The sequence below is a fragment of the Streptomyces bikiniensis genome (assembly GCF_000716625.1).
Taxonomy (GTDB): domain Bacteria; phylum Actinomycetota; class Actinomycetes; order Streptomycetales; family Streptomycetaceae; genus Streptomyces; species Streptomyces bikiniensis.
In genome coordinates this window covers 112,745-130,357 of record NZ_JNXJ01000014.1, presented here as the reverse complement: position 1 = coordinate 130,357, position 17,613 = coordinate 112,745, and the positions used below count along the sequence as shown (strand labels likewise).

The following is a 17,613-nucleotide window of genomic DNA, read 5'->3' as shown; positions in this document are numbered from 1 at the left end:
CCGGGACGGACAGGGCTTCGCGCACGTGACCGATCGCCCGTACCCGGGCCCCGCTACTCGACCACGTGCCGGCCCTCCGGTCGGGCGCTGCACGAGGCGCGGAAGGAGCAGGTGGCGCAGTGCTGGCCGGTGGTGGGGGTGAACCGTTCGTCGAGGACCCGGCCGGCGGCGCCGGCGAGCAGTTCCCCGACCCACTCCCCGGACAGGGGCTCCTGGGCCTGGACCTTCGGCAGGGCGTCGCCGCCCTCCTTCTTGGGGGCGGCCTGCCGCAGCTGTACGAGTTCGGCGCCGCCCGGCTCGGGGCGGCGCCCGTCGAAGACCTCGTCCAGGGCGCCCTCGCGGACGGCGAGCTGGTAGACGGCGAGCTGCGGGTGGCGGGCGACCTCGTCCTTGGTGGGGGCCGACTTGCCGGTCTTGAAGTCGACCACGTAGGCGCGGCCCTGCGCGTCGGTCTCGACGCGGTCCATGGAGCCCCGGATGCGGACCTCGTACTCCCCCGCCTCCAGGGTCACGTCGAAGTCGTGCTCGGAGGCGGCGGGGGTGCGGCCGGCGCGGTCCATGACGTGCCAGCTCAGGAAGCGTTCGAGCGCCGCGCGCGCGTTCTGCTTCTCCTGGGCCGACTTCCAGGGGGCGTCGAAGGCGAGGGCGTCCCAGACGGAGTCCAGGCGGGCCATGAGGACGTCGAGGTCGGCCGGGGTGCGGCCGGAGGCGACCTCGTCCGCGAGGACGTGGACGACGTTGCCGAAGCCCTGGGCGGCGGTGGCGGGGGTGTCGGCCTTGACCTCGCGGCCCAGGAACCACTGGAGGGAGCAGGTGCTGACGAGGTTGTCGAGGGAGCTGGGCGAGAGCGCCACCGGCCGGTCGCGGTCGCGGAGCGGGGCCGCGGCGCGGGTCGGTTCGAACAGGCCCCACCAGCGGTCCGGGTGCGCGGCCGGGACCAGCGGCTGGCCCTCGTCGTCGGTGAGGGCGGCGAGCCGGGCGAGGCGGTGGGCGGCGGCCTCGCGGAGCGCGGGCGAGGCGTCCGGGTCGACGGTGGTGGCGCGCAGCTCCGCGGCCAGGGCGGAGACGGCGAGGGGGCGGCGGGGGCGGCCGGGGACGTCCTTGGGCTCGGCGCCGAACTCGGTGAGGAACCGGGACGGCTGGTCCCCGTCCTCGGCGGCGGCCTTCACGGCGGTGACGACGAGCCGGTCACGCGCGCGCGTGGCGGCCACGTAGAAGAGGCGGCGCTCCTCGGCGAGGAGGGCGCCGGGGGTGAGGGGTTCGGCCAGGCCGTCGCGGCCGATGCGGTCGGCTTCGAGGAGGGAGCCGCGGCGGCGCAGGTCGGGCCAGAGGCCCTCCTGGACCCCGGCGACGACGACGAGGCCCCACTCCAGGCCCTTGGAGCGGTGCGCGGTCATGAGCCGGACGGCGTCCGGGCGGGTGTGGCGGCGGGTGAGGGTGTCGGCGGCGATGTCCTGGGCGTCGAGCTCTTCGAGGAAGTTGACGACGCCCCGGCCGCCGACGCGCTCCTCGGCGCGGGCGGCGGTCTCGAAGAGGGCGCAGACGGCGTCGAGGTCGCGGTCGGCGTTCCGCCCGGCGGGGCCGCCGCGCAGGGCGGCGCGCTCCAGGCGGCCGGGCCAGGGGGTGCCCTTCCACAGCTCCCAGAGGGCTTCCTCGGCGGTGCCGCCGGCGGCGAGCAGCGTTCGGGCGTCCCGGAGGAGCCTGCCGAGCCGCTGTACGCCGTGGGTGTACGCGGGGTCGTGCGCGACGAGCCGCTCGGGCTCGGCGAGCGCGCGGGCGAGCAGCACGTCGGAGGGCGGCGGCACCCTGTTCCCGGCGGCCCGCTCCTCGTCCCGCAGCGCCCGCCCGAGCCGCCGCAGGTCGGCCGGGTCGACCCCGGCGAGCGGCGAGGCGAGCAGTGCGAGCGCGGTCTCCGTGTCGAGCCACCCGCCGTCGCCGTGACGGCCGGGACCGGCGCCTTCGCCCGCACCCACGCCTGACGCATCGCCAGGATCGGTCCCGTCGGGATCGGCCCCGCCAGGAGCGGTCCCGTCCGGAGCGGTCCCGTCGGGAGTCGTGTCGCCCCCGGAGCCCTCCGCGCGTACGGCATCCCGGACATCAGCGCCCGAATCCCCCTGCCCGGGCTCTGCGGTGCCGTCGGACGCGCCGGTTCCGGCGCCCGGCGTCACCGCCCCGGCAGGGGCCCCCGCCCCCGACACCGCCCGGAGGGCGAGGAGCAGCGGGGCCACCGCCGGTTCGTGGCGCAGGGGCGTGTCCGCCGCGTCCGTCTCGACCGGGACGCCCGCCGAGGTCAGGGCGCGGCGGAGGGCGGGCAGGGAGGCGCCGGCGCGGGTGAGGACGGCCATGTCCGGCCACGGCACGCCGTCCTCCAGGTGCGCGCGCCGCAGCAGGTCCGCGATGTTCTCGGCCTCCGCCGAGGCCGTGGGGTAGGTGTACGCCTCCGCCAGGCCCCCGCCCCGTACCGCCGTCAGCTCCCGGTGGGCGCGGACCTTGTCGGCGGGGAGCCGGGGCATCGGCATCCGCCGGGCCAGCTCCCGGGTCGCGGCGAGGAGCCGCGCGCCGGAGCGCCGGGAGGTGCCGAGGACGCGGACCCCGGCGCCGCCGAAGGAGGCGGGGAAGTCGAGGATGCCGTTCACGTCGGCGCCCCGGAACGCGTAGATGGACTGGTCCGGGTCGCCGAAGGCGACGACCGTGCTCCGGCCGCCGCCCGCGAGCGCGTGGAGGAGCCGGACCTGCGCCGGGTCGGTGTCCTGGTACTCGTCGACGTACACCGCGTCGTACCGGGGCAGCGTGACGCTTCCGGCGAGGAGCACGGCCCGGTGGACCAGCTCCGTGTAGTCGAGGACGCCCTGGAGGTCGAGGACGTCGAGGTACTCGGCGAGGAAGCCGGCCGCCGCCTTCCAGTCGGGGCGGCCGACCCGGTCCGCGAAGCGGGCGAGGGCGTCCGGTTCGAGGCCCAGTTCCCGCGAGCGCGCGAGGACGGCCCGCACCTCGTCGGCGAAGCCCCGGGTGGTGAGGCAGGCGCGCAGCTCGTCGGGCCAGCGGACCCCGCCGAGGCCGCTCTTCTCCAGGTCGATCTGGCCGGCGAGCAGTTCGCGGACCGCGAGGTCCTGTTCGGGTCCGGAGAGCAGGCGGAGCGGTTCCGCGAAGAGCCCGGCGTCCTGGTGGGCGCGGATCAGGGCGTAGCAGTACGAGTGGAAGGTGGTCGCCTGCGGCGGGCGGCGGCCGCCGAGCCGGGCCGCCATCCGGTCGCGGAGTTCGACGGCGGCCCGGCGGCTGAAGGTGAGGACGAGCAGGCGCTCGGGGTCGGCGCCCTTCTCCACGCGGGCCGCGACCGCCTCGACGAGCGTGGTCGTCTTGCCGGTGCCGGGTCCGGCGAGGACCAGGAGCGGTCCGCCGTCGTGCTCAACCACTTCCCGCTGGGCCGCGTCCAGTCGAGGGGGATCCAGCGGGGCCGGCGCGGTGCGCACCAGTCGGTACGCGCCCGGGGTCCGCTGCCGTCCCGGACCCGGGTGCGGCTGTCCCTGGTGCGGCGGCGTACGCCGGGTGGTGGAGGAGGAGCTCACGTGGATCGCCGGTCCTGGTGGGTGTGGTGGTGCGGGTGAGGCGGCCGTGTGCCGTGGCCGCCCCGGAAGACGCGAACGACGACGTTACGCGAAGCCGGGCGGCGGCGAGCCGTACTCCGCACCGCTTCCCGCACCGCGTCCGGCCCGTCCGTCGCGCCCGGCCCGCGCCTCCTGGGCGGATGCCCTCACGTGTGAGTTCCGGCACCCCCGGGGGCGCCGTCACCGCCGTCGTCCGCGTCCCCGTCCGACGCGCCGTCCCACCGCGCCCGCCGCATGTCGATCCGGGGCACGTGCCCCTCGGAGGCCGGGCCCGCCTGCCGCAGCGGCGTGCCCTCCTCGCGGTAGTGGGCGAGGGCCCTCGGCTCGGCGCCGGGCAGCAGCGTCCCGTCCGCGCGGACCACGCGCCACCACGGCGCCGCCCCGCCGTACAGGGCCATCACCCGGCCGACCTGGCGCGGTCCGCCCTCGTCCAGCCACTCGGCGACGTCCCCGTAGGTCATCACGCGGCCCCGCGGGATCGCGTCGGCGACGTCGAGCACCCGCTCCGCGTACGCGGGCAGTTCCGCCGCCCGCGCGGGCGGCTCCTCCGCGTCCCCCGGCAGCCCCTCCGGCGCTCCTCCGGCCTTCCCCACGGGCCCCTCCACCCTCGTCCGTCCCGTCCCGCGGGCCCCTCGGGGCCCGCCCGTCCCATCCTGCCTCACAGCACCGACATGGCCCTGATGCCTCCGCCCGGCGGCTCTTCGTGCCACCATCGTGCGGGCGGTGACTGGTGATACGAGATCAAGAGCGACAAGAGCGACCCGCGGAAGAACGCGTACGGGAACGAGAGCGACACGGCGCGCAGGCAGAGACGGACAGGGTGATGGGGCAGGACACGCAGCCTCCCGAGGAGGGCGGGGCCCACGTGCCCGAGCGGGTCTCCGGCGACGAGCCGCTGCTCGCGGCCCGCGTCCACCGGCCCTCCGACCTGATGCGGCTGCTCGGCGGCCTGCTCGCGATCGCGCTGGTCCTCGCCGTGGCGGCGTTCGCCCACGCCACCACCTCCGGTCTGGAGAAGGACATCAACGAGGGCGCCGGCGGCGCCCCGGACGTCTTCGTCAAGATCGCCGGTCTCGTCTCCTCCATCGCCGTCCTCCTCGTCCCCGTCGCCTTCGCCATCGAGCGGCTGATCAAACGCGACGGCCTGCGGATCGCGGACGGCGTCCTCGCCGCCGTCCTCGCGCACGGCGTCACGCTCGCCACCGACCTCTGGGTCGCCGAGGCCGCGCCCGGCACGATCCGGGACGCGCTGACCCAGCCGCAGTCCGGGGGCGGCCTGACCGACCCGGTGCACAACTACCTCGCCCCCGTGATCGCGTACATGACCGCGGTCGGGATGGCCCGCAGACCCCGCTGGCGGGTGTCGCTCTGGGCGGTCCTGCTGCTCGACGCGTTCACGATGCTGGTGGCCGGGTACACCACGGCGCTCTCGATCGCCCTGACCGTCCTCATCGGCTGGACGGTGGCGTACGGCACGCTGTACGCGGTCGGCTCCCCGAACGTCCGGCCCACCGGGCAGACCCTCCTCGCCGGTCTGCGCCGGGTCGGCTTCCGGCCGGTGACGGCGCTGCGCGCGGAGGGCGTGCCCGACTCGGCCGACAGCGGGGACCGGGGCCGCCGGTACATCGTGACCCTGGAGGACGGGCCGCCGCTCGACGTCACCGTGGTCGACCGGGAGCAGCAGGCGCACGGCTTCTTCTACCGCGCGTGGCGGCGGATCAGCCTGCGGACGATCACCACCCGCCGCTCCATCGTCTCGCTGCGCCAGGCCCTGGAGCAGGAGGCGCTCCTCGCGTACGCGGCGATCGCCGCCGGGGCGAACGCACCGAAGCTGATCGCCACCTCGGAGCTCGGCCCGGACGCCGTGATGCTCGTGTACGAGCACATCGGCGGCCGCAGCCTGGACGCGCTGGACGACCACGAGATCACCGACGAACTGGTCCGCAGCGCCTGGCGGCAGGTGAAGGCGCTCCAGTCGCGCCGGATCGCGCACCGCAGGCTCACCGGGGACGCCATTCTGGTGGATCGTTCCGGCAGGGTGGTCCTGACCGATCTGCGGGGCGGCGAGATCGCGGCCGGCGACCTGGTCCTGCGGATGGACGTCGCGCAGCTGCTCACCACCCTCGGCCTGCGGGTCGGGGCCGAGCGGGCGGTCGCCGCGGCCGTCGAGGTGCTGGGCCCGGACACGGTGGCGGACTGCCTGCCGCTGCTCCAGCCGATCGCGCTGAGCCGCTCCACGCGCGCGACGCTGCGGAAGCTGGCCCGGGAGCGGTCGGCGCGGGAGCGGGAGGCCGTCCTCGCGGCCTCCGAGGCGGCCAAGCGCGAGCGGGAGCTGGCCAAGGCCGAGGCCGCCGGCTCCACCGCCGTGGACCACACGGCCGTGGCGGTCGGGGCCAAGGCCGGGACCAAGGCCGAGAAGGCCGAGAAGAAGGCGGACAAGAAGGCCGAGAAGCGGGCCCTGGACACGGCCCTCGACGAGGCCCGCGAGGAGGACCTGCTCGCCCAGATCCGGCAGCAGGTGCTGCTGATCCGCCCGCAGGCCCCGGTGGAACCGGTGCGCCTGGAGCGGATCAAGCCGCGGACCCTGGTCAGCCTGATCGCGGGCGCGGTCGCCGCGTACTTCCTGCTCTCGCAGGTCGCCAGCACCCCGCTGTCGACGATCAGCCAGGCGGACTGGCGGTGGGTGGCGGCGGCGGTGCTGTTCTCGGCCCTGAGCTACGTCGCGGCGGCGATGAGCCTGCTGGGCTTCGTGCCCGAGCGGGTCGGTTTCTGGCGGACGGTGGTGGCGCAGGTCGCCGGCTCGTTCGTGAAGATCGTCGCCCCGGCGGCGGTCGGCGGCGTCGCCCTGAACACCCGTTTCCTCCAGCGGTCGGGGGTCCGGCCGGGGCTCGCGGTGGCCAGCGTCGGCGCCTCGCAGCTCTTCGGTCTCGGGGCGCACATCCTGCTCCTGCTCTCCTTCGGCTATCTGACGGGGACGGAGAAGTCGCAGTCCTTCACCCCGTCGAGGACGGTCATCGCCGGGCTCCTCACGGTCGCGGTGCTCGTCCTGGTGGTGACGGCGATCCCGTTCATGCGCAAGTTCGTGTCGACCCGGCTGCGCTCGCTCTTCGCGGGCGTGGTGCCGCGCATGCTGGACGTGCTCCAGCGGCCGGTGAAACTGGTGACCGGTATCAGCGGGATGCTGCTGCTCACGGGTGCGTTCGTGCTCTGTCTGGACGCCTCGATCCGGGCCTTCGGCCACGACAGCCTGTCGATCAGCTACGCGAGCGTGGCCGTCGTCTTCCTCGCGGGCAACGCGCTCGGCTCGGCGGCGCCGACGCCGGGCGGTGTCGGCGCGGTCGAGGGCGCGCTGATCGGCGGCCTGGTGGCGGTGGGGCAGATCCCGATCGAGGTCGCGACCCCGGCGGTGCTCCTCTACCGCCTCCTCACCCTGTGGCTGCCGGTCCTGCCGGGCTGGCTCTGCTTCAACTGGCTGACGAAGCGCGAGGCGCTGTAGGGGCGCCGCGGGGGCGGGCGGGCCGACACGCCCGGGGCGGGTCCGCGGCCCGACACGCCCGGGCCACCCGCTTGGCCCCCCTCCCGCGCGAACGGGCGGGCGACGGCCCACCATGGTTCCATGCCGACCTCCGCAGCCCACCGCGCCGCCCTGCTCGCCGCCACCGCCGTGCTGCTCGCCGCCGGCTGCTCGGACGGCGGGGACGACGCCGCGGAGCCGCCGAAGGAGTCGGGCCCCAGCGGCCGCCCGGCGCTGACGGCGCAGAAGCTGTCCTGGGCGCCCTGTCCACCGCCGTCCGCGGCCGAGGGCGGCGGGCCCGCGCCGTCCGCGCTCCCCGGCGGCGGCGCCTGGCAGTGCTCCTTCCTCCAGACCCCGCTCGACTGGTCGAAGCCGGAGGGCGAGACCATCGAGCTGGCCCTCATCCGGGCCCCCGCCCGGGACGCCTCCCGCCGGATCGGCTCGCTCGTCTTCAACTTCGGCGGCCCCGGCGGCTCCGGCGTCACCGGCCTGCCCAGCTTCGCCGAGGACTACGAGACCCTGCGCGGCCGCTACGACCTGGTCTCCTTCGACCCGCGCGGGGTGGGCCGCAGCGACCCCGTCGAGTGCCTCGGCGACAGGGAGCTCGACGCGTACTACGCCCTGGACTTCACGCCCGACGACGCGGCCGAGGAACGGACGCTGTCCGACGCGCAGAAGAAGTACGCGGCCGGCTGCGAGAAGGACTCGGGCCCCTCCCTGCCGCACGTCGGCACCGAGAACGCGGCCCGGGACATGGACCTGATGCGCCGGGTCCTCGGCGACGAGAAGCTGCACTACTTCGGCATCTCGTACGGCACGGAGCTGGGCGGCGTCTACGCCCACCTCTTCCCGAAGAACGTCGGGCGGGCCGTCTTCGACGCCGTCGTCGACCCGGAGGCGGGCGTCGAGGACGGCGCCCTCGGCCAGGCGAAGGGCTTCCAGCTGGCCCTGGACAACTTCGCCCAGGACTGCGTGGACCGGGGCGACGAGTGCACGCTGCCCGGCTCCACCGTCGCCGAGATCGAGACCTTCATCACCGACCTCCTGGCGTCCCTCGACAAGAAGCCGATCGCCGGCATCGGGGAACGCAAGCTGACCCAGACGCAGGCCACCAACGGCATCGCGCAGGCCCTGTACTCGAAGGAGTTCTGGACCTATCTGGAGCAGGGGCTCGACGCGGCCGAGGGCGGCGACGGGGCGCTGCTGCTCTCGCTCTCCGACTCGATGAACGGGCGGAGCCAGAACGGCTCGTACAGCAACATCCAGGCCGCCAACGCCGCCATCAACTGCGTGGACTTCAAGGAGCGCTACACCCTCGGCCAGGCGAAGGAGCGGCTCGGCGAGTTCCGCGAGGCCTCCCCCGTCTTCGGGGACTTCATGGGCTGGTCGCTCGCGGGCTGCTCGCAGTGGCCGGTGCAGGGGACCTGGGAGCACCCGGACGTCTCCGCGCCCGGCTCGGCGCCGATCCTGGTGGTCGGCAACACCGGCGACCCGGCGACGCCGTACGAGGGCGCGCGGGCCATGGTGAACGCGCTCGGCAAGGGCGTCGGCGTGGAGCTGACGTACGAGGGCGAGGGGCACGGCGCCTACAACGGCGGCAGCGCGTGCGTGAAGAAGGCGGTGGACGCGTACCTGCTCGACGGGAAGGTGCCGAATTCCGGGACCGTGTGCAAGTAGCGCGAAAAGCAAAGAGAATTGCCCGCCGGCCGGAAACCTTGAAGGTTTCCGGCCGGCGGGCAATTCCGGGGAAATGCCGGCCCCGACCCGGAGGTCAGATCCGCGGACCGTGGCCGTGGTAGTAGCCGCCGACCTGGTCGTGGTAGTCCCGGTTGCCGAGGTGCTTTTCCTTGTCGAACTCGGGGGCGCTCTTGATCTCGTCCTTCGTCCGGGCGATGTGGACGGTCTCGTTGGCGGTGTCGACGTGCTTCACCGTGCCCGCCGGCAGCAGGACCTCCTTGCCGAAGATCCAGACGCCGGTGTCGACGACGATGTACTGCGAGTCGACGTCGTTGGAGTGCTTGTCGACCTTCCCGATGTGGCCGTCGGTCGCCTCGACGCGGTAGCCCGTCAGGTCCGTCCCGGCGTCGTAGCCGGAGGCCGGACCGTAGCTCCACACGTTGTTCTCGGGGGTGGTCACGAGAATCCTCCTGAATCGAATGCGATTTCCGGGATCTTGAGGTCCGGTCGTCCGACCGGCCCTGCACTCCGCCTCCCTCGGATCCGGCGACTCAAACCCCTGGATTTCCGGGTCGATTCACCCGGGAACGGCGGGGCGCCCGGGAATCGGGAGGCAGGAGGACGTCTCGTGCCCGGAGCGACGGCGCGGCTTTCCCGGCCCGGAGGTCCGCGTCGTCGCGGGGCAGCCGCCCTTCGGTCGCCCGGACGAGCAGCGCGCAGGCCGCGAATCCGGCCCCGAGGAGACTGGAGCCCGCCCAGCCGTGGGTGGTGAAGAGGGCGGTGGTCGCGGCCGCGCCGAGGGCGGAGCCGAGCGAGTAGAAGACCATGTGGCCGCCGATGACGCTGCTGAGGCGATCCGGATGCGCGGTGGTGAGCAGGTGCTGGTTGCTCACGTGCACGGCCTGGACCGCGAAGTCGAGGACCACGATTCCCGCGGCGAGGAGCCACAGCGACCACGGCAGCTGCGCGATCGCCGCCCACGAGAGGATCAGCAGGACGAGTGCGAGACCGGTGACCCGACCGGCCCGCCCCGCGTCCGCCCACCGTCCCGCGCGTGCCGCGCCGAGCGCGCCGGCGAGTCCGGCGACGCCGAACAGCCCGATCCCGCTCTCGCCCAGCCGCCACGGCGCGTCCGCCAGCGGCAGGGCGAGGCCGCTCCACAGGGTTCCGAACGACGCGAACAGGAAGAACGCGACGAGTCCGCGCGTCAGGAAGGCGCGCTGTCCGAACAGCCCGCCGAGCGAGACCACGACCCGCCGGTACCCGGCGCGCGGTCCGGAGCGCTCCTCCGGCGGCAGCGCCACGAGGACGAGGGCCGCGAGTCCGAGCGACAGCACCGCGAGCACGGCGTAGACGCTGCGCCAGCCCCACGCCTCGGCGAGGGCGCCGGTGACGACCCGCGCGCCCAGGATGCCGACCACGACGCCGGAGGTCACGACGCCGATGTTCCGTCCGCGTTCGGCGGACGGCGAGACCGACGCCGCATAGGCCACCGCGGTCTGCACCACGACCGCGAACACCCCGGCCGTCGCGAGCCCCGCGAACGCCACCCACGCGGCCGACGCCGAGGCCGTCAGCGCCGTGCCCACCGCGGTGACCACCAGGTGCGCGGCGACGAGCCGACGCCTGTCGACCACGTCGCCGAGCGGCACCAGCAGCAACAGCCCCGCCAGATAGCCGAACTGGCCGGTCGCGACGATCCACCCGGCGAGTCCCGCCGGAACGCCGAGATCGCGTCCCATCGGCTCCAGGACCGGCTGAGCGGCGTAGATGCTCGCCACAGCGACGGCACACACCACGGCCAGCAGGAACCGCCGCCACGCGTTCATCGCACCCCACCCCGATCAGTAGCAGATCGCAACCAATTCGACCGTACGGCATGATGGTTTCGATTCGCAACTCACTGGGAGGTGCCATGTCGCGTGCCCCTACGCGCACCCCGGACCCCGGCTGGACCGACCCCGAATGCCCCGTGGCCCGTGCGCTCGACCTCGTCGGCGACAGGTGGAGCCTTCTCGTCGTCCGCGACGCGATGGACGGAGCGCGGTCGTTCACCGAGTTCCAGCGACGCACCGGCATCGCGCGCAACATCCTCAGCGACCGCCTCCGCAAGCTCACCGCCCACGGACTCCTCGCCCAGCGCGCCGCACCGTCGGGCCGTCGCCAGGAGTACGTGCTCACCGAAGCCGGCCACGACCTCTTCCCCGTGGTCCTCGCCCTGCGGCAGTGGGGGGAACGCCACGCCTTCGCCCCCGGCGAGGCGCACTCCACCCTGGTCGACCGGCACGGCGCCCCCGTGCCGGAGTTCGCACCGACCGGCTCCGACGGCACCCCCCTCGACGCCGGCACCACCCGCGTGCGGAAGATCCGGTAGAACCGGCGGAAGACGAAGGCCGGGGGCCGTTCACCACGAGGATCCTCGTGGTGAACGGCCCCCGGCCGCCTTCGTGAACGCTCCCGCGGGCCCCTAGTAGACCGGCTTCTCGGGCTCGATCTGGTGGACCCAGCCGATCACGCCGCCGCCGACGTGCACCGCGTCCGCGAAGCCCGCGGACTTGAGGACGGCGAGGACTTCCGCACTGCGGACACCCGTCTTGCAGTGCAGGACGATCCGCTTGTCCTGCGGGAGGTCCTGGAGGGCGGTGCCCATCAGGAACTCGTTCTTGGGGATCAGGCGGGCGCCGGGGATCGAGACGATCTCGTACTCGTTCGGCTCGCGGACGTCGATGATGTCGATGCTCTCGCCGTCGTCGATCCACTCCTTGAGCTGCTTGGGAGTGATCGTCGCGCCGGCCGCCGCCTCCTGGGCCTCCTCGGACACGACGCCGCAGAAGGCCTCGTAGTCGATGAGCTCGGTGACGGTCGGGTTCTCGCCGCAGACCGCGCAGTTCGGGTCCTTGCGGACCTTCACCTGGCGGTACTGCATCTCCAGGGCGTCGTAGATCATCAGGCGGCCGACCAGCGGGTCGCCCACGCCGGCCAGGACCTTGATGGCCTCGGTGACCTGGATGGAGCCGATGGACGCGCAGAGCACGCCCAGGACGCCGCCCTCGGCGCAGGAGGGGACCATGCCCGGCGGCGGGGGCTCCGGGTAGAGGCAGCGGTAGCAGGGGCCGTACTCGGACCAGAAGACCGAGGCCTGGCCGTCGAAGCGGTAGATCGAGCCCCACACGTACGGCTTGTTCAGCAGCACGCAGGCGTCGTTCACCAGGTAGCGGGTGGCGAAGTTGTCCGTGCCGTCGACGATCAGGTCGTACTGGCCGAAGATCTCCAGGACGTTGTCCGCTTCGAGGCGCTCCTCGTGGAGGACCACGTTCACGTACGGGTTGATCCCCAGGACGCTGTCGCGCGCCGACGCGGCCTTGGAGCGGCCGATGTCGGACTGGCTGTGGATGATCTGGCGCTGGAGGTTCGACTCGTCGACCTCGTCGAACTCCACGATGCCGAGCGTGCCCACGCCGGCGGCGGCCAGGTACATCAGCGCCGGCGAGCCGAGGCCGCCGGCGCCGACGCACAGCACCTTGGCGTTCTTCAGCCGCTTCTGCCCGTCCATCCCGACGTCCGGGATGATCAGGTGGCGGGAGTACCTGCGGACCTCGTCTACGGTGAGCTCGGCGGCCGGCTCGACCAGGGGTGGCAGCGACACGGGGACTCCGGTGGTCGGGATGTCAGTACGGTTGTTCTCCCCGTAACACTGCCACGCCCCTTCTCATTCCGAGACACCCGGTCCGATCCGCGAGACGATTTCGTCCCAGTAGCCGGGCAGCGAGTGGAATGGGTCGGTTTGTCCCGGGCGGCCCGGCCGGTCGGTGAAGAAGATCGTCCCGGCGCCCTGCCAGCGGGCGATCCGCAGGGCCTCGTCGAGGTGGGTGCGGGGGACGCCGTGCACGAGGTGCACGAACTTCGTCTCCGCGTACTCGGCCGTCCACTCGGCCACCTGCGACCAGCGGTAGTCCGACCAGGCGCCGGAGAAGGTGACGAGCTGGTCGGCGGTCTCGGCGTACCCGGGGTGCGGGTGGGTGCCGTGGCCGAGGACGAGGTGGGCCCCGCCGCCGAGGACGGTCTCCAGGGTGGCGCAGACCCGCCGCACCCCGGCCAGGTCGGCCCGGTCGGCGGGGCAGCGGTCCAGGTAGTAGCCGTCCACCTTGTACCAGTCGAGAAAGCGGTGGGCGTCCGTGACCAGCTCCCCGAAGGGCCGGGAGCCGTGGGCGGCGTCCAGGTGCCCGAGGACCCTGACCCCGGCGTCGCGGAGCTTCCCGGCCGCCTCCAGGCAGTGCGGGTCGGGGCGGCTGCCCGGCCCGTCCGCGACGTTGAGCACGGCCCAGTGCAGGGGGGTGCCGGGGCGGGTCAGCTCGGCCCACTCGACGGGGGCGAGCAGCGGGTGGGCGTAACCGGGCACGCCCACCCCCAGGGCCTGGACCGCTCCGGTGGCCGTGGTGCCCGTCAGATGCGACACGCCGCCTCCATCCAGATGTCGGCGAGCGACTCCTCCAGGTTGATCCGGGGGCGCCAGCCGAGCCGGTCGCGGGCGGTGCGCACGTCGGCCTGCTGCCAGGGGCCGCAGCCGTCGGGGTACGGGTAGGGGGCGGAGGCCAGTTGGTCGGCGATGGTCCCCTCGCTGCGGGGGGCGCCGATCATCGGGCGCTGCGGGATGCCGTGCGGGGCGTCCAGCTCGTTGAGGTTGCCGGCGTAGCCGGCGACCCGGGCGAGGACGGCGGCGGCGTCGCGGAGCCGGACCGCGCGGCCGGTGCCGATGTTGACGACGCCCTGGGCGGCGGAGAGCGAGGCCGCGTGGACGGCCCGGGCCACGTCCCGCACGTCCACGAAGTCCCGCTGCACGCCGAGGCCGCTGAGCTTGAGCTCGCCGTCCCCGGCCTGCATCGCCCGGCGCATCGCCTCGGCGAGGCGGCCGAGCGGGGAGCCGGCGGGGGTGCCGGGGCCCACGGGCGAGAAGACCCGCAGGACGACGGCGTCGAGGCCCGAGCCGAGGACGAGTTCGGTCGCGGCCAGCTTGGACACGCCGTACGGGCCGCCGGGGCGGGGCACGGCGTCCTCGGCGGTGGAGGAGCCGGGCTGGCTCGGACCGTACTCCGAGGCGCAGCCGACCTGGACGAGCCGGGCGCCGCAGCCGCTGCGGCGCAGGGCCTCGCAGACGGTGGCGACGGCGACGGTGTTGTGCCGGGTCAGGTCGCGGGCGCCGCCGCGGGTGGTACCGGCGCAGTTGACGACGACTCCGGGGTGGACGGCGTCGAGGAAGCGGGTCAGCGCGCCGGGGCTGCCGGACGCGAGGTCGAACCGCACGTCGGCGTCGTCGCCCCGGCCCAGGGCGGTGAGGTGGACGGCCGGGTCGGCGAGCAGCCGGTCGGCGACGAAGCGGCCGATGAAGCCGTTGGCTCCGAGCAGTAGCACCCTCATCGCGCGGCCCCTTCGTGCCGACCGGCCGTTCCTCGGGATTGCGGGGTCATGGTCTTCGTTCTCCTTGCGGGGTGATGAGAGGGGTGGTGAGGGGGGCGGAGGAGCACGCCCGCGGCGTCGGCTCCGCGGGTGTGCGGGGGGTTCACGGGGTGGTGTGGGCCGAGGCCCGGGCGAGGGAGCCGGTCGCGTGGGCCAGGAGGCCGAGCGCGGCGGCGCCGCAGACGAGGGTGGGGACGGCCCCGGGACCCCAGGCGTCGGTGACGGCGCGCACCGGGACGGCGAGCGCGTCGAAGCCGGGGACGGGGAGGCGGGAGGTGAGGACGCTCGCGACGGCGAGGACCTCGGCGGCGCAGGCCGCGGCGAGGGCGGCCGAGGCCGTCTCGGGGTGGCCGTGGACGGTGAGGAGCCGGGCGAGCAGCAGGAGCGCGCCGAGGGCGAGGGCCCCCGGGCCGGCCCCGGTGGGCAGGAGGAGGACGGCCAGGGCGAGGAGTTGGAGGGTCACGGTGCCGAGGAACAGCGGCCGGACGGCGGCGGCGAAGTCGGCGAGGCCCCGGCTGCCGGTGATCCGGCGGCGGGCCCGGCGGGCGAAGAGGTGGGCGCACCATGCGGCGGGGGCGACGGCGAGCGCGAGGCCCAGGAGGGGGGCGGGGGTGAGCTCCCAGAGGTCGTCGGGGCCGCCGGTGAGCACCTCCGCGAGGAGGCCGTCGCCGCCGACCGCGTACGCCAGGAGCCAGAGGGTCCAGAGCCGGGCGGCGGGTACGGTCCGGCCGCCGGGCGCGCGGAGGGGGCCGCGCCGGACGGCGAGGAGCAGCGCCCCGCCGAGGGCGAGGGCCCCGGCGGCGCCGACGGCGGCGCGTACGGCTCCGTGGGTGAGGGCGAGTCCGAGCCAGGCGAGCGCGGCGACGGCGCCGGGCGCGAGCACGGCGAGCGCCCAGGGGGCGACGGGCTCGGGCCGGACCTCGGCGGCGGCCTCCGCCTCCTCCGGGCGGCGCGGCACGCGCGCGTACAGCTCCTCGGCGAGCGAGAAGACGTCCCGGTGCCGGTAGCGCGCGGCGGTCCGGTCGGTGAACCCCTGCGCTTCGAGCCCGGCGGCCACCTCCAGGGGGTCGACGGCCCGCTCGCACAGCTCCCGGTGCCGGTGCAGGAGCACTTTGACGGGGTCGGCGGTGCCGTGACGGGGGCGGGGGGCGGGGGGCGGGGGCTTTGCGGCCGGGATCTCGGGCGCGTGCGCCGCCGGAGCCTCGGGCTCCACGGCCAAAGACGCGGGCCGCACCGCCGGAACCTCGGGCTCCACGGCCAAAGACGCGGGCCGCACCGCCGGAGCCTCGGGCTCCACGGTCGGAGGCGTGGGCGGCGTGTTCGGTGTGGCGCGGTCCGTCGGGGGTTCGTGTGCGGGCGGCGGTTCGGCGGGGTGTTCCTCGCGGTTCTCCTGGAGTGCGGGGTCGGTCGGGTGGGGCCGCGGGGGTGTCGCCGTGGCCGCCCCCGGGGCCCGGACTATCCCGGGCGGGGGTTCCTCGACGGTGCCGGCCGTGAGGGCGGGGGTGCCGAGGAGGACCTCGGCACGGGCGTCCCGGGCTCCGGGGCTCGTCGGGGCGGCGGAGCCGCGCATGGGGGTGTCTCCTTCAGGCATCGGGCGCTCCCGTGCCCGCGGTCACGGCCCGGGGGGTCCAGCTGCCCGGCACGTGCGCCTCGGCGGGGTGGGCGAAGAGGGCTCCCTCCCCGGGCCGGTGGCGGACCGGCGCGCGGGAGAGGAGTTCGAGGTAGATGCCGCGGAACGCGGCCAGGTTCTGCTCGACGGTGAAGAGTTCGAGCGCGCGGGCGCGGGCGGCGGCCCCGAGCCGGTACCGCCGCCCGGGGTCCCTCAGCAGCGCGAGGCACGCGTCGGCGAGCGCCCGGGGGTTGCGCGGGGGCACGACGAGCCCGGTGCCGCCGATGATCTCGACGACCGCGCCGACGTCGGTCGAGACGGTGGCCCGCGCGCAGAACATCGCCTCGACGAGACCCGCCGGGAAGCCCTCGACGACGCTGGAGAGGACGACGACCGCGCCGGAGGCGTAGGTGTCCTCCAGGGTGGGGGCCTCGGGGCCGCCCAGTTCCTCGAAGGAGACGGGGTTCTCGCCGACGGCGTGCGCCCCGGCGGCCTCGTCGGGGAAGAGCTGTGCCGCGAGCGCCCTGCACTGGGCGAGGTACGACTCGGCGCCCGGGTCCCGGGCGGGGACGGTGACGATCCGCAGCCGGGCGTCCGGCTGCCGGGTCCTGACCTCGGCGAAGGCGTGCAGCAGGGCGACGAGGTCCTTGGCGGGTTCGGCGCGGCCGACCCAGACCAGGGTGGCCGGGTCGCCGCTCTCCTCGTCCTCTCCGACCCCGTCGAAGCGGTCGGCGGCCATGCCGGGGTGGACGGTGCGGATGCGGTCCCGGTCGGCGCCGCACCGCTCCTGCCAGCGGCGGGTGTGGGCGTTGCCGGGGGTGAGCAGGGCGGCCTGCCGGTAGACCTCGGCGGCGAGCCGTCCGTGGAGGGCGGCGAGCAGGGTGCGCAGGGGCGCGGAGCGGTCGGCGCCGGTGCCCGAGAGGTAGTGGGCGCGGAGCTGGGCGCCGTACTCGGTGACGAGCAGCGGGGTCCCGAAGAAGCGTGTGGCCAGGAGTCCCGGGAGGGCGGTGGTGCCTCCGGCGGCGGCGTGGCAGAGGTCGGCCGCGCCGAGGGCGTCCTCCTCGTACCAGTCGAGGGAGAGGGGGCGCAGGACCCCTTCCAGGTGCTCGGCGAAGGCGAGGTGGTCGGGGAGCCCGGCGGCGGCCGCGCCCCGGCGTGCGCCGGGCGCGCGGCAGGCGGCTTCGAGGGCGCGGACGGCGTCGTCGGAGCGGAGCGCGCCGGGCAGTCCGCCGCGCTCGCGGGCGAGTTCGGCGAGCTCGTAGAGCCCTTCGGCGAAGGCGCCCGCGAGGTCGTCGGCGGCGTCGCCGGTGGTGTCCTCCTCCGCGCAGAGGCCCGTGGCCAGCCGCTCGTACGCCTCGGTGAAGCGGCGGCGGTCGCGGCGCCCGTAGGCGCGGCGGGCGGCGCGGGCCGGGCCGAGCGCGGCGCGTTCGAGGAGGTTCCCGGAGGCGCCTTCGGAGTCTGCCGCGCGGACGAGCCGGGCGTTGGGGGGCAGCGGCAGGGAGGCGCCGGTGGCGGACGGGCGGCCGACGGCGTACAGGTCGAAGCGGTGCTGCCCGAGTCCGCGCACGAGCCGCTCGCACCAGACGCCGGACTCACCGACGGCATACGGGTAGCCACCCTCCGTGAGCAGTGCGATCCGCACGCGTGCACCCCCGATCTCCCTTGACGGCGGCCACCGTTGGTCCGGTGACTCGCAGCGGGAAGAACGTAAACAAAGAAGTCGGTGGTGCGACGGACGGTTGTCCGTCGCACCA

General features: G+C 75.0%; 12 protein-coding genes. 3 read left to right on the top strand and 9 right to left on the bottom strand.

The genetic code is table 11. The features are described from left to right. Positions 1-53: 53 nt before the first annotated feature. Together OO47_RS13270 and OO47_RS13265 are read right to left on the bottom strand one after the other, a co-directional pair. The gene (locus tag OO47_RS13270; RefSeq protein ID WP_063831900.1) at positions 54-3,566 is read right to left on the bottom strand and encodes an ATP-dependent helicase; all 3,513 of its coding nucleotides are present in this window, start codon (positions 3,564-3,566) and stop codon (positions 54-56) included. Positions 3,567-3,751: 185 nt separating this feature from the next. After that, on the bottom strand, positions 3,752-4,168 hold the full coding sequence (locus OO47_RS13265) for an MGMT family protein (protein WP_030207215.1): 417 nt from the start codon (positions 4,166-4,168) through the stop codon (positions 3,752-3,754). 260 nt (positions 4,169-4,428) lie between these two features. Between OO47_RS13265 and OO47_RS13255 the strand changes: the two genes are divergently transcribed. Further along, complete coding sequence (locus OO47_RS13255) at positions 4,429-7,101, top strand: lysylphosphatidylglycerol synthase transmembrane domain-containing protein (protein WP_030207211.1); 2,673 nt, start codon at positions 4,429-4,431, stop codon at positions 7,099-7,101. 120 nt (positions 7,102-7,221) lie between these two features. Continuing rightward, a complete protein-coding gene (locus tag OO47_RS13250; protein WP_030207201.1) occupies positions 7,222-8,796 on the top strand; it encodes an alpha/beta hydrolase in 1,575 nt (524 codons plus the stop codon). A 94-nt stretch (positions 8,797-8,890) separates the two neighbouring features. On the opposite strand, the gene OO47_RS13245 is transcribed toward OO47_RS13250, so the two are convergent. Both OO47_RS13245 and OO47_RS13240 read right to left on the bottom strand, forming a co-directional pair. Beyond that, on the bottom strand, positions 8,891-9,256 hold the full coding sequence (locus tag OO47_RS13245) for a PRC-barrel domain-containing protein (RefSeq protein ID WP_030207198.1): 366 nt from the start codon (positions 9,254-9,256) through the stop codon (positions 8,891-8,893). A 91-nt stretch (positions 9,257-9,347) separates the two neighbouring features. Next, complete coding sequence (locus OO47_RS13240) at positions 9,348-10,625, bottom strand: MFS transporter (protein ID WP_078489630.1); 1,278 nt, start codon at positions 10,623-10,625, stop codon at positions 9,348-9,350. Positions 10,626-10,711: 86 nt separating this feature from the next. Between OO47_RS13240 and OO47_RS13235 the strand changes: the two genes are divergently transcribed. After that, on the top strand, positions 10,712-11,170 hold the full coding sequence (locus tag OO47_RS13235) for a winged helix-turn-helix transcriptional regulator (RefSeq protein WP_030207193.1): 459 nt from the start codon (positions 10,712-10,714) through the stop codon (positions 11,168-11,170). 93 nt (positions 11,171-11,263) lie between these two features. Here the strand turns inward: OO47_RS13235 and moeZ are convergent, their stop codons facing one another. From moeZ to OO47_RS13210, 5 genes are all read right to left on the bottom strand, one after another. Further along, positions 11,264-12,442 (bottom strand): adenylyltransferase/sulfurtransferase MoeZ, encoded by a 1,179-nt coding sequence (gene moeZ, locus OO47_RS13230; protein WP_030207191.1) that lies wholly within the window; start codon positions 12,440-12,442, stop codon positions 11,264-11,266. 63 nt (positions 12,443-12,505) lie between these two features. Next, entirely contained in the window at positions 12,506-13,252 is a 747-nt protein-coding gene (locus tag OO47_RS13225) for a spherulation-specific family 4 protein (protein WP_030207189.1), read from the bottom strand. Beyond that, positions 13,240-14,211, bottom strand: a complete 972-nt coding sequence (locus tag OO47_RS13220) for an NAD-dependent epimerase/dehydratase family protein (RefSeq protein WP_030207186.1) — start codon at positions 14,209-14,211, stop codon at positions 13,240-13,242. The genes OO47_RS13225 and OO47_RS13220 overlap by 13 nt, the downstream gene beginning before the upstream one ends. A gap of 142 nt (positions 14,212-14,353) precedes the next feature. Next, the gene (locus tag OO47_RS13215; protein WP_030207183.1) at positions 14,354-15,820 is read right to left on the bottom strand and encodes a hypothetical protein; all 1,467 of its coding nucleotides are present in this window, start codon (positions 15,818-15,820) and stop codon (positions 14,354-14,356) included. Between the two features lie 13 nt (positions 15,821-15,833). Further along, positions 15,834-17,501 (bottom strand): glycosyltransferase, encoded by a 1,668-nt coding sequence (locus OO47_RS13210; RefSeq protein WP_030207180.1) that lies wholly within the window; start codon positions 17,499-17,501, stop codon positions 15,834-15,836. Between the last annotated feature and the right edge of the window lie 112 nt (positions 17,502-17,613).

Coding starts and splice junctions, on each gene's coding strand:
- OO47_RS13255 (WP_030207211.1), top strand. CDS start 4,429: ATGGGGCAGGACACGCAGCCTCCCGAGGAGGGCGGGGCCCACGTGCCC.
- OO47_RS13250 (WP_030207201.1), top strand. CDS start 7,222: ATGCCGACCTCCGCAGCCCACCGCGCCGCCCTGCTCGCCGCCACCGCC.
- OO47_RS13240 (WP_078489630.1), bottom strand. CDS start 10,625: ATGAACGCGTGGCGGCGGTTCCTGCTGGCCGTGGTGTGTGCCGTCGCT.
- OO47_RS13235 (WP_030207193.1), top strand. CDS start 10,712: ATGTCGCGTGCCCCTACGCGCACCCCGGACCCCGGCTGGACCGACCCC.
- OO47_RS13220 (WP_030207186.1), bottom strand. CDS start 14,211: ATGAGGGTGCTACTGCTCGGAGCCAACGGCTTCATCGGCCGCTTCGTC.
- OO47_RS13215 (WP_030207183.1), bottom strand. CDS start 15,820: ATGCGCGGCTCCGCCGCCCCGACGAGCCCCGGAGCCCGGGACGCCCGT.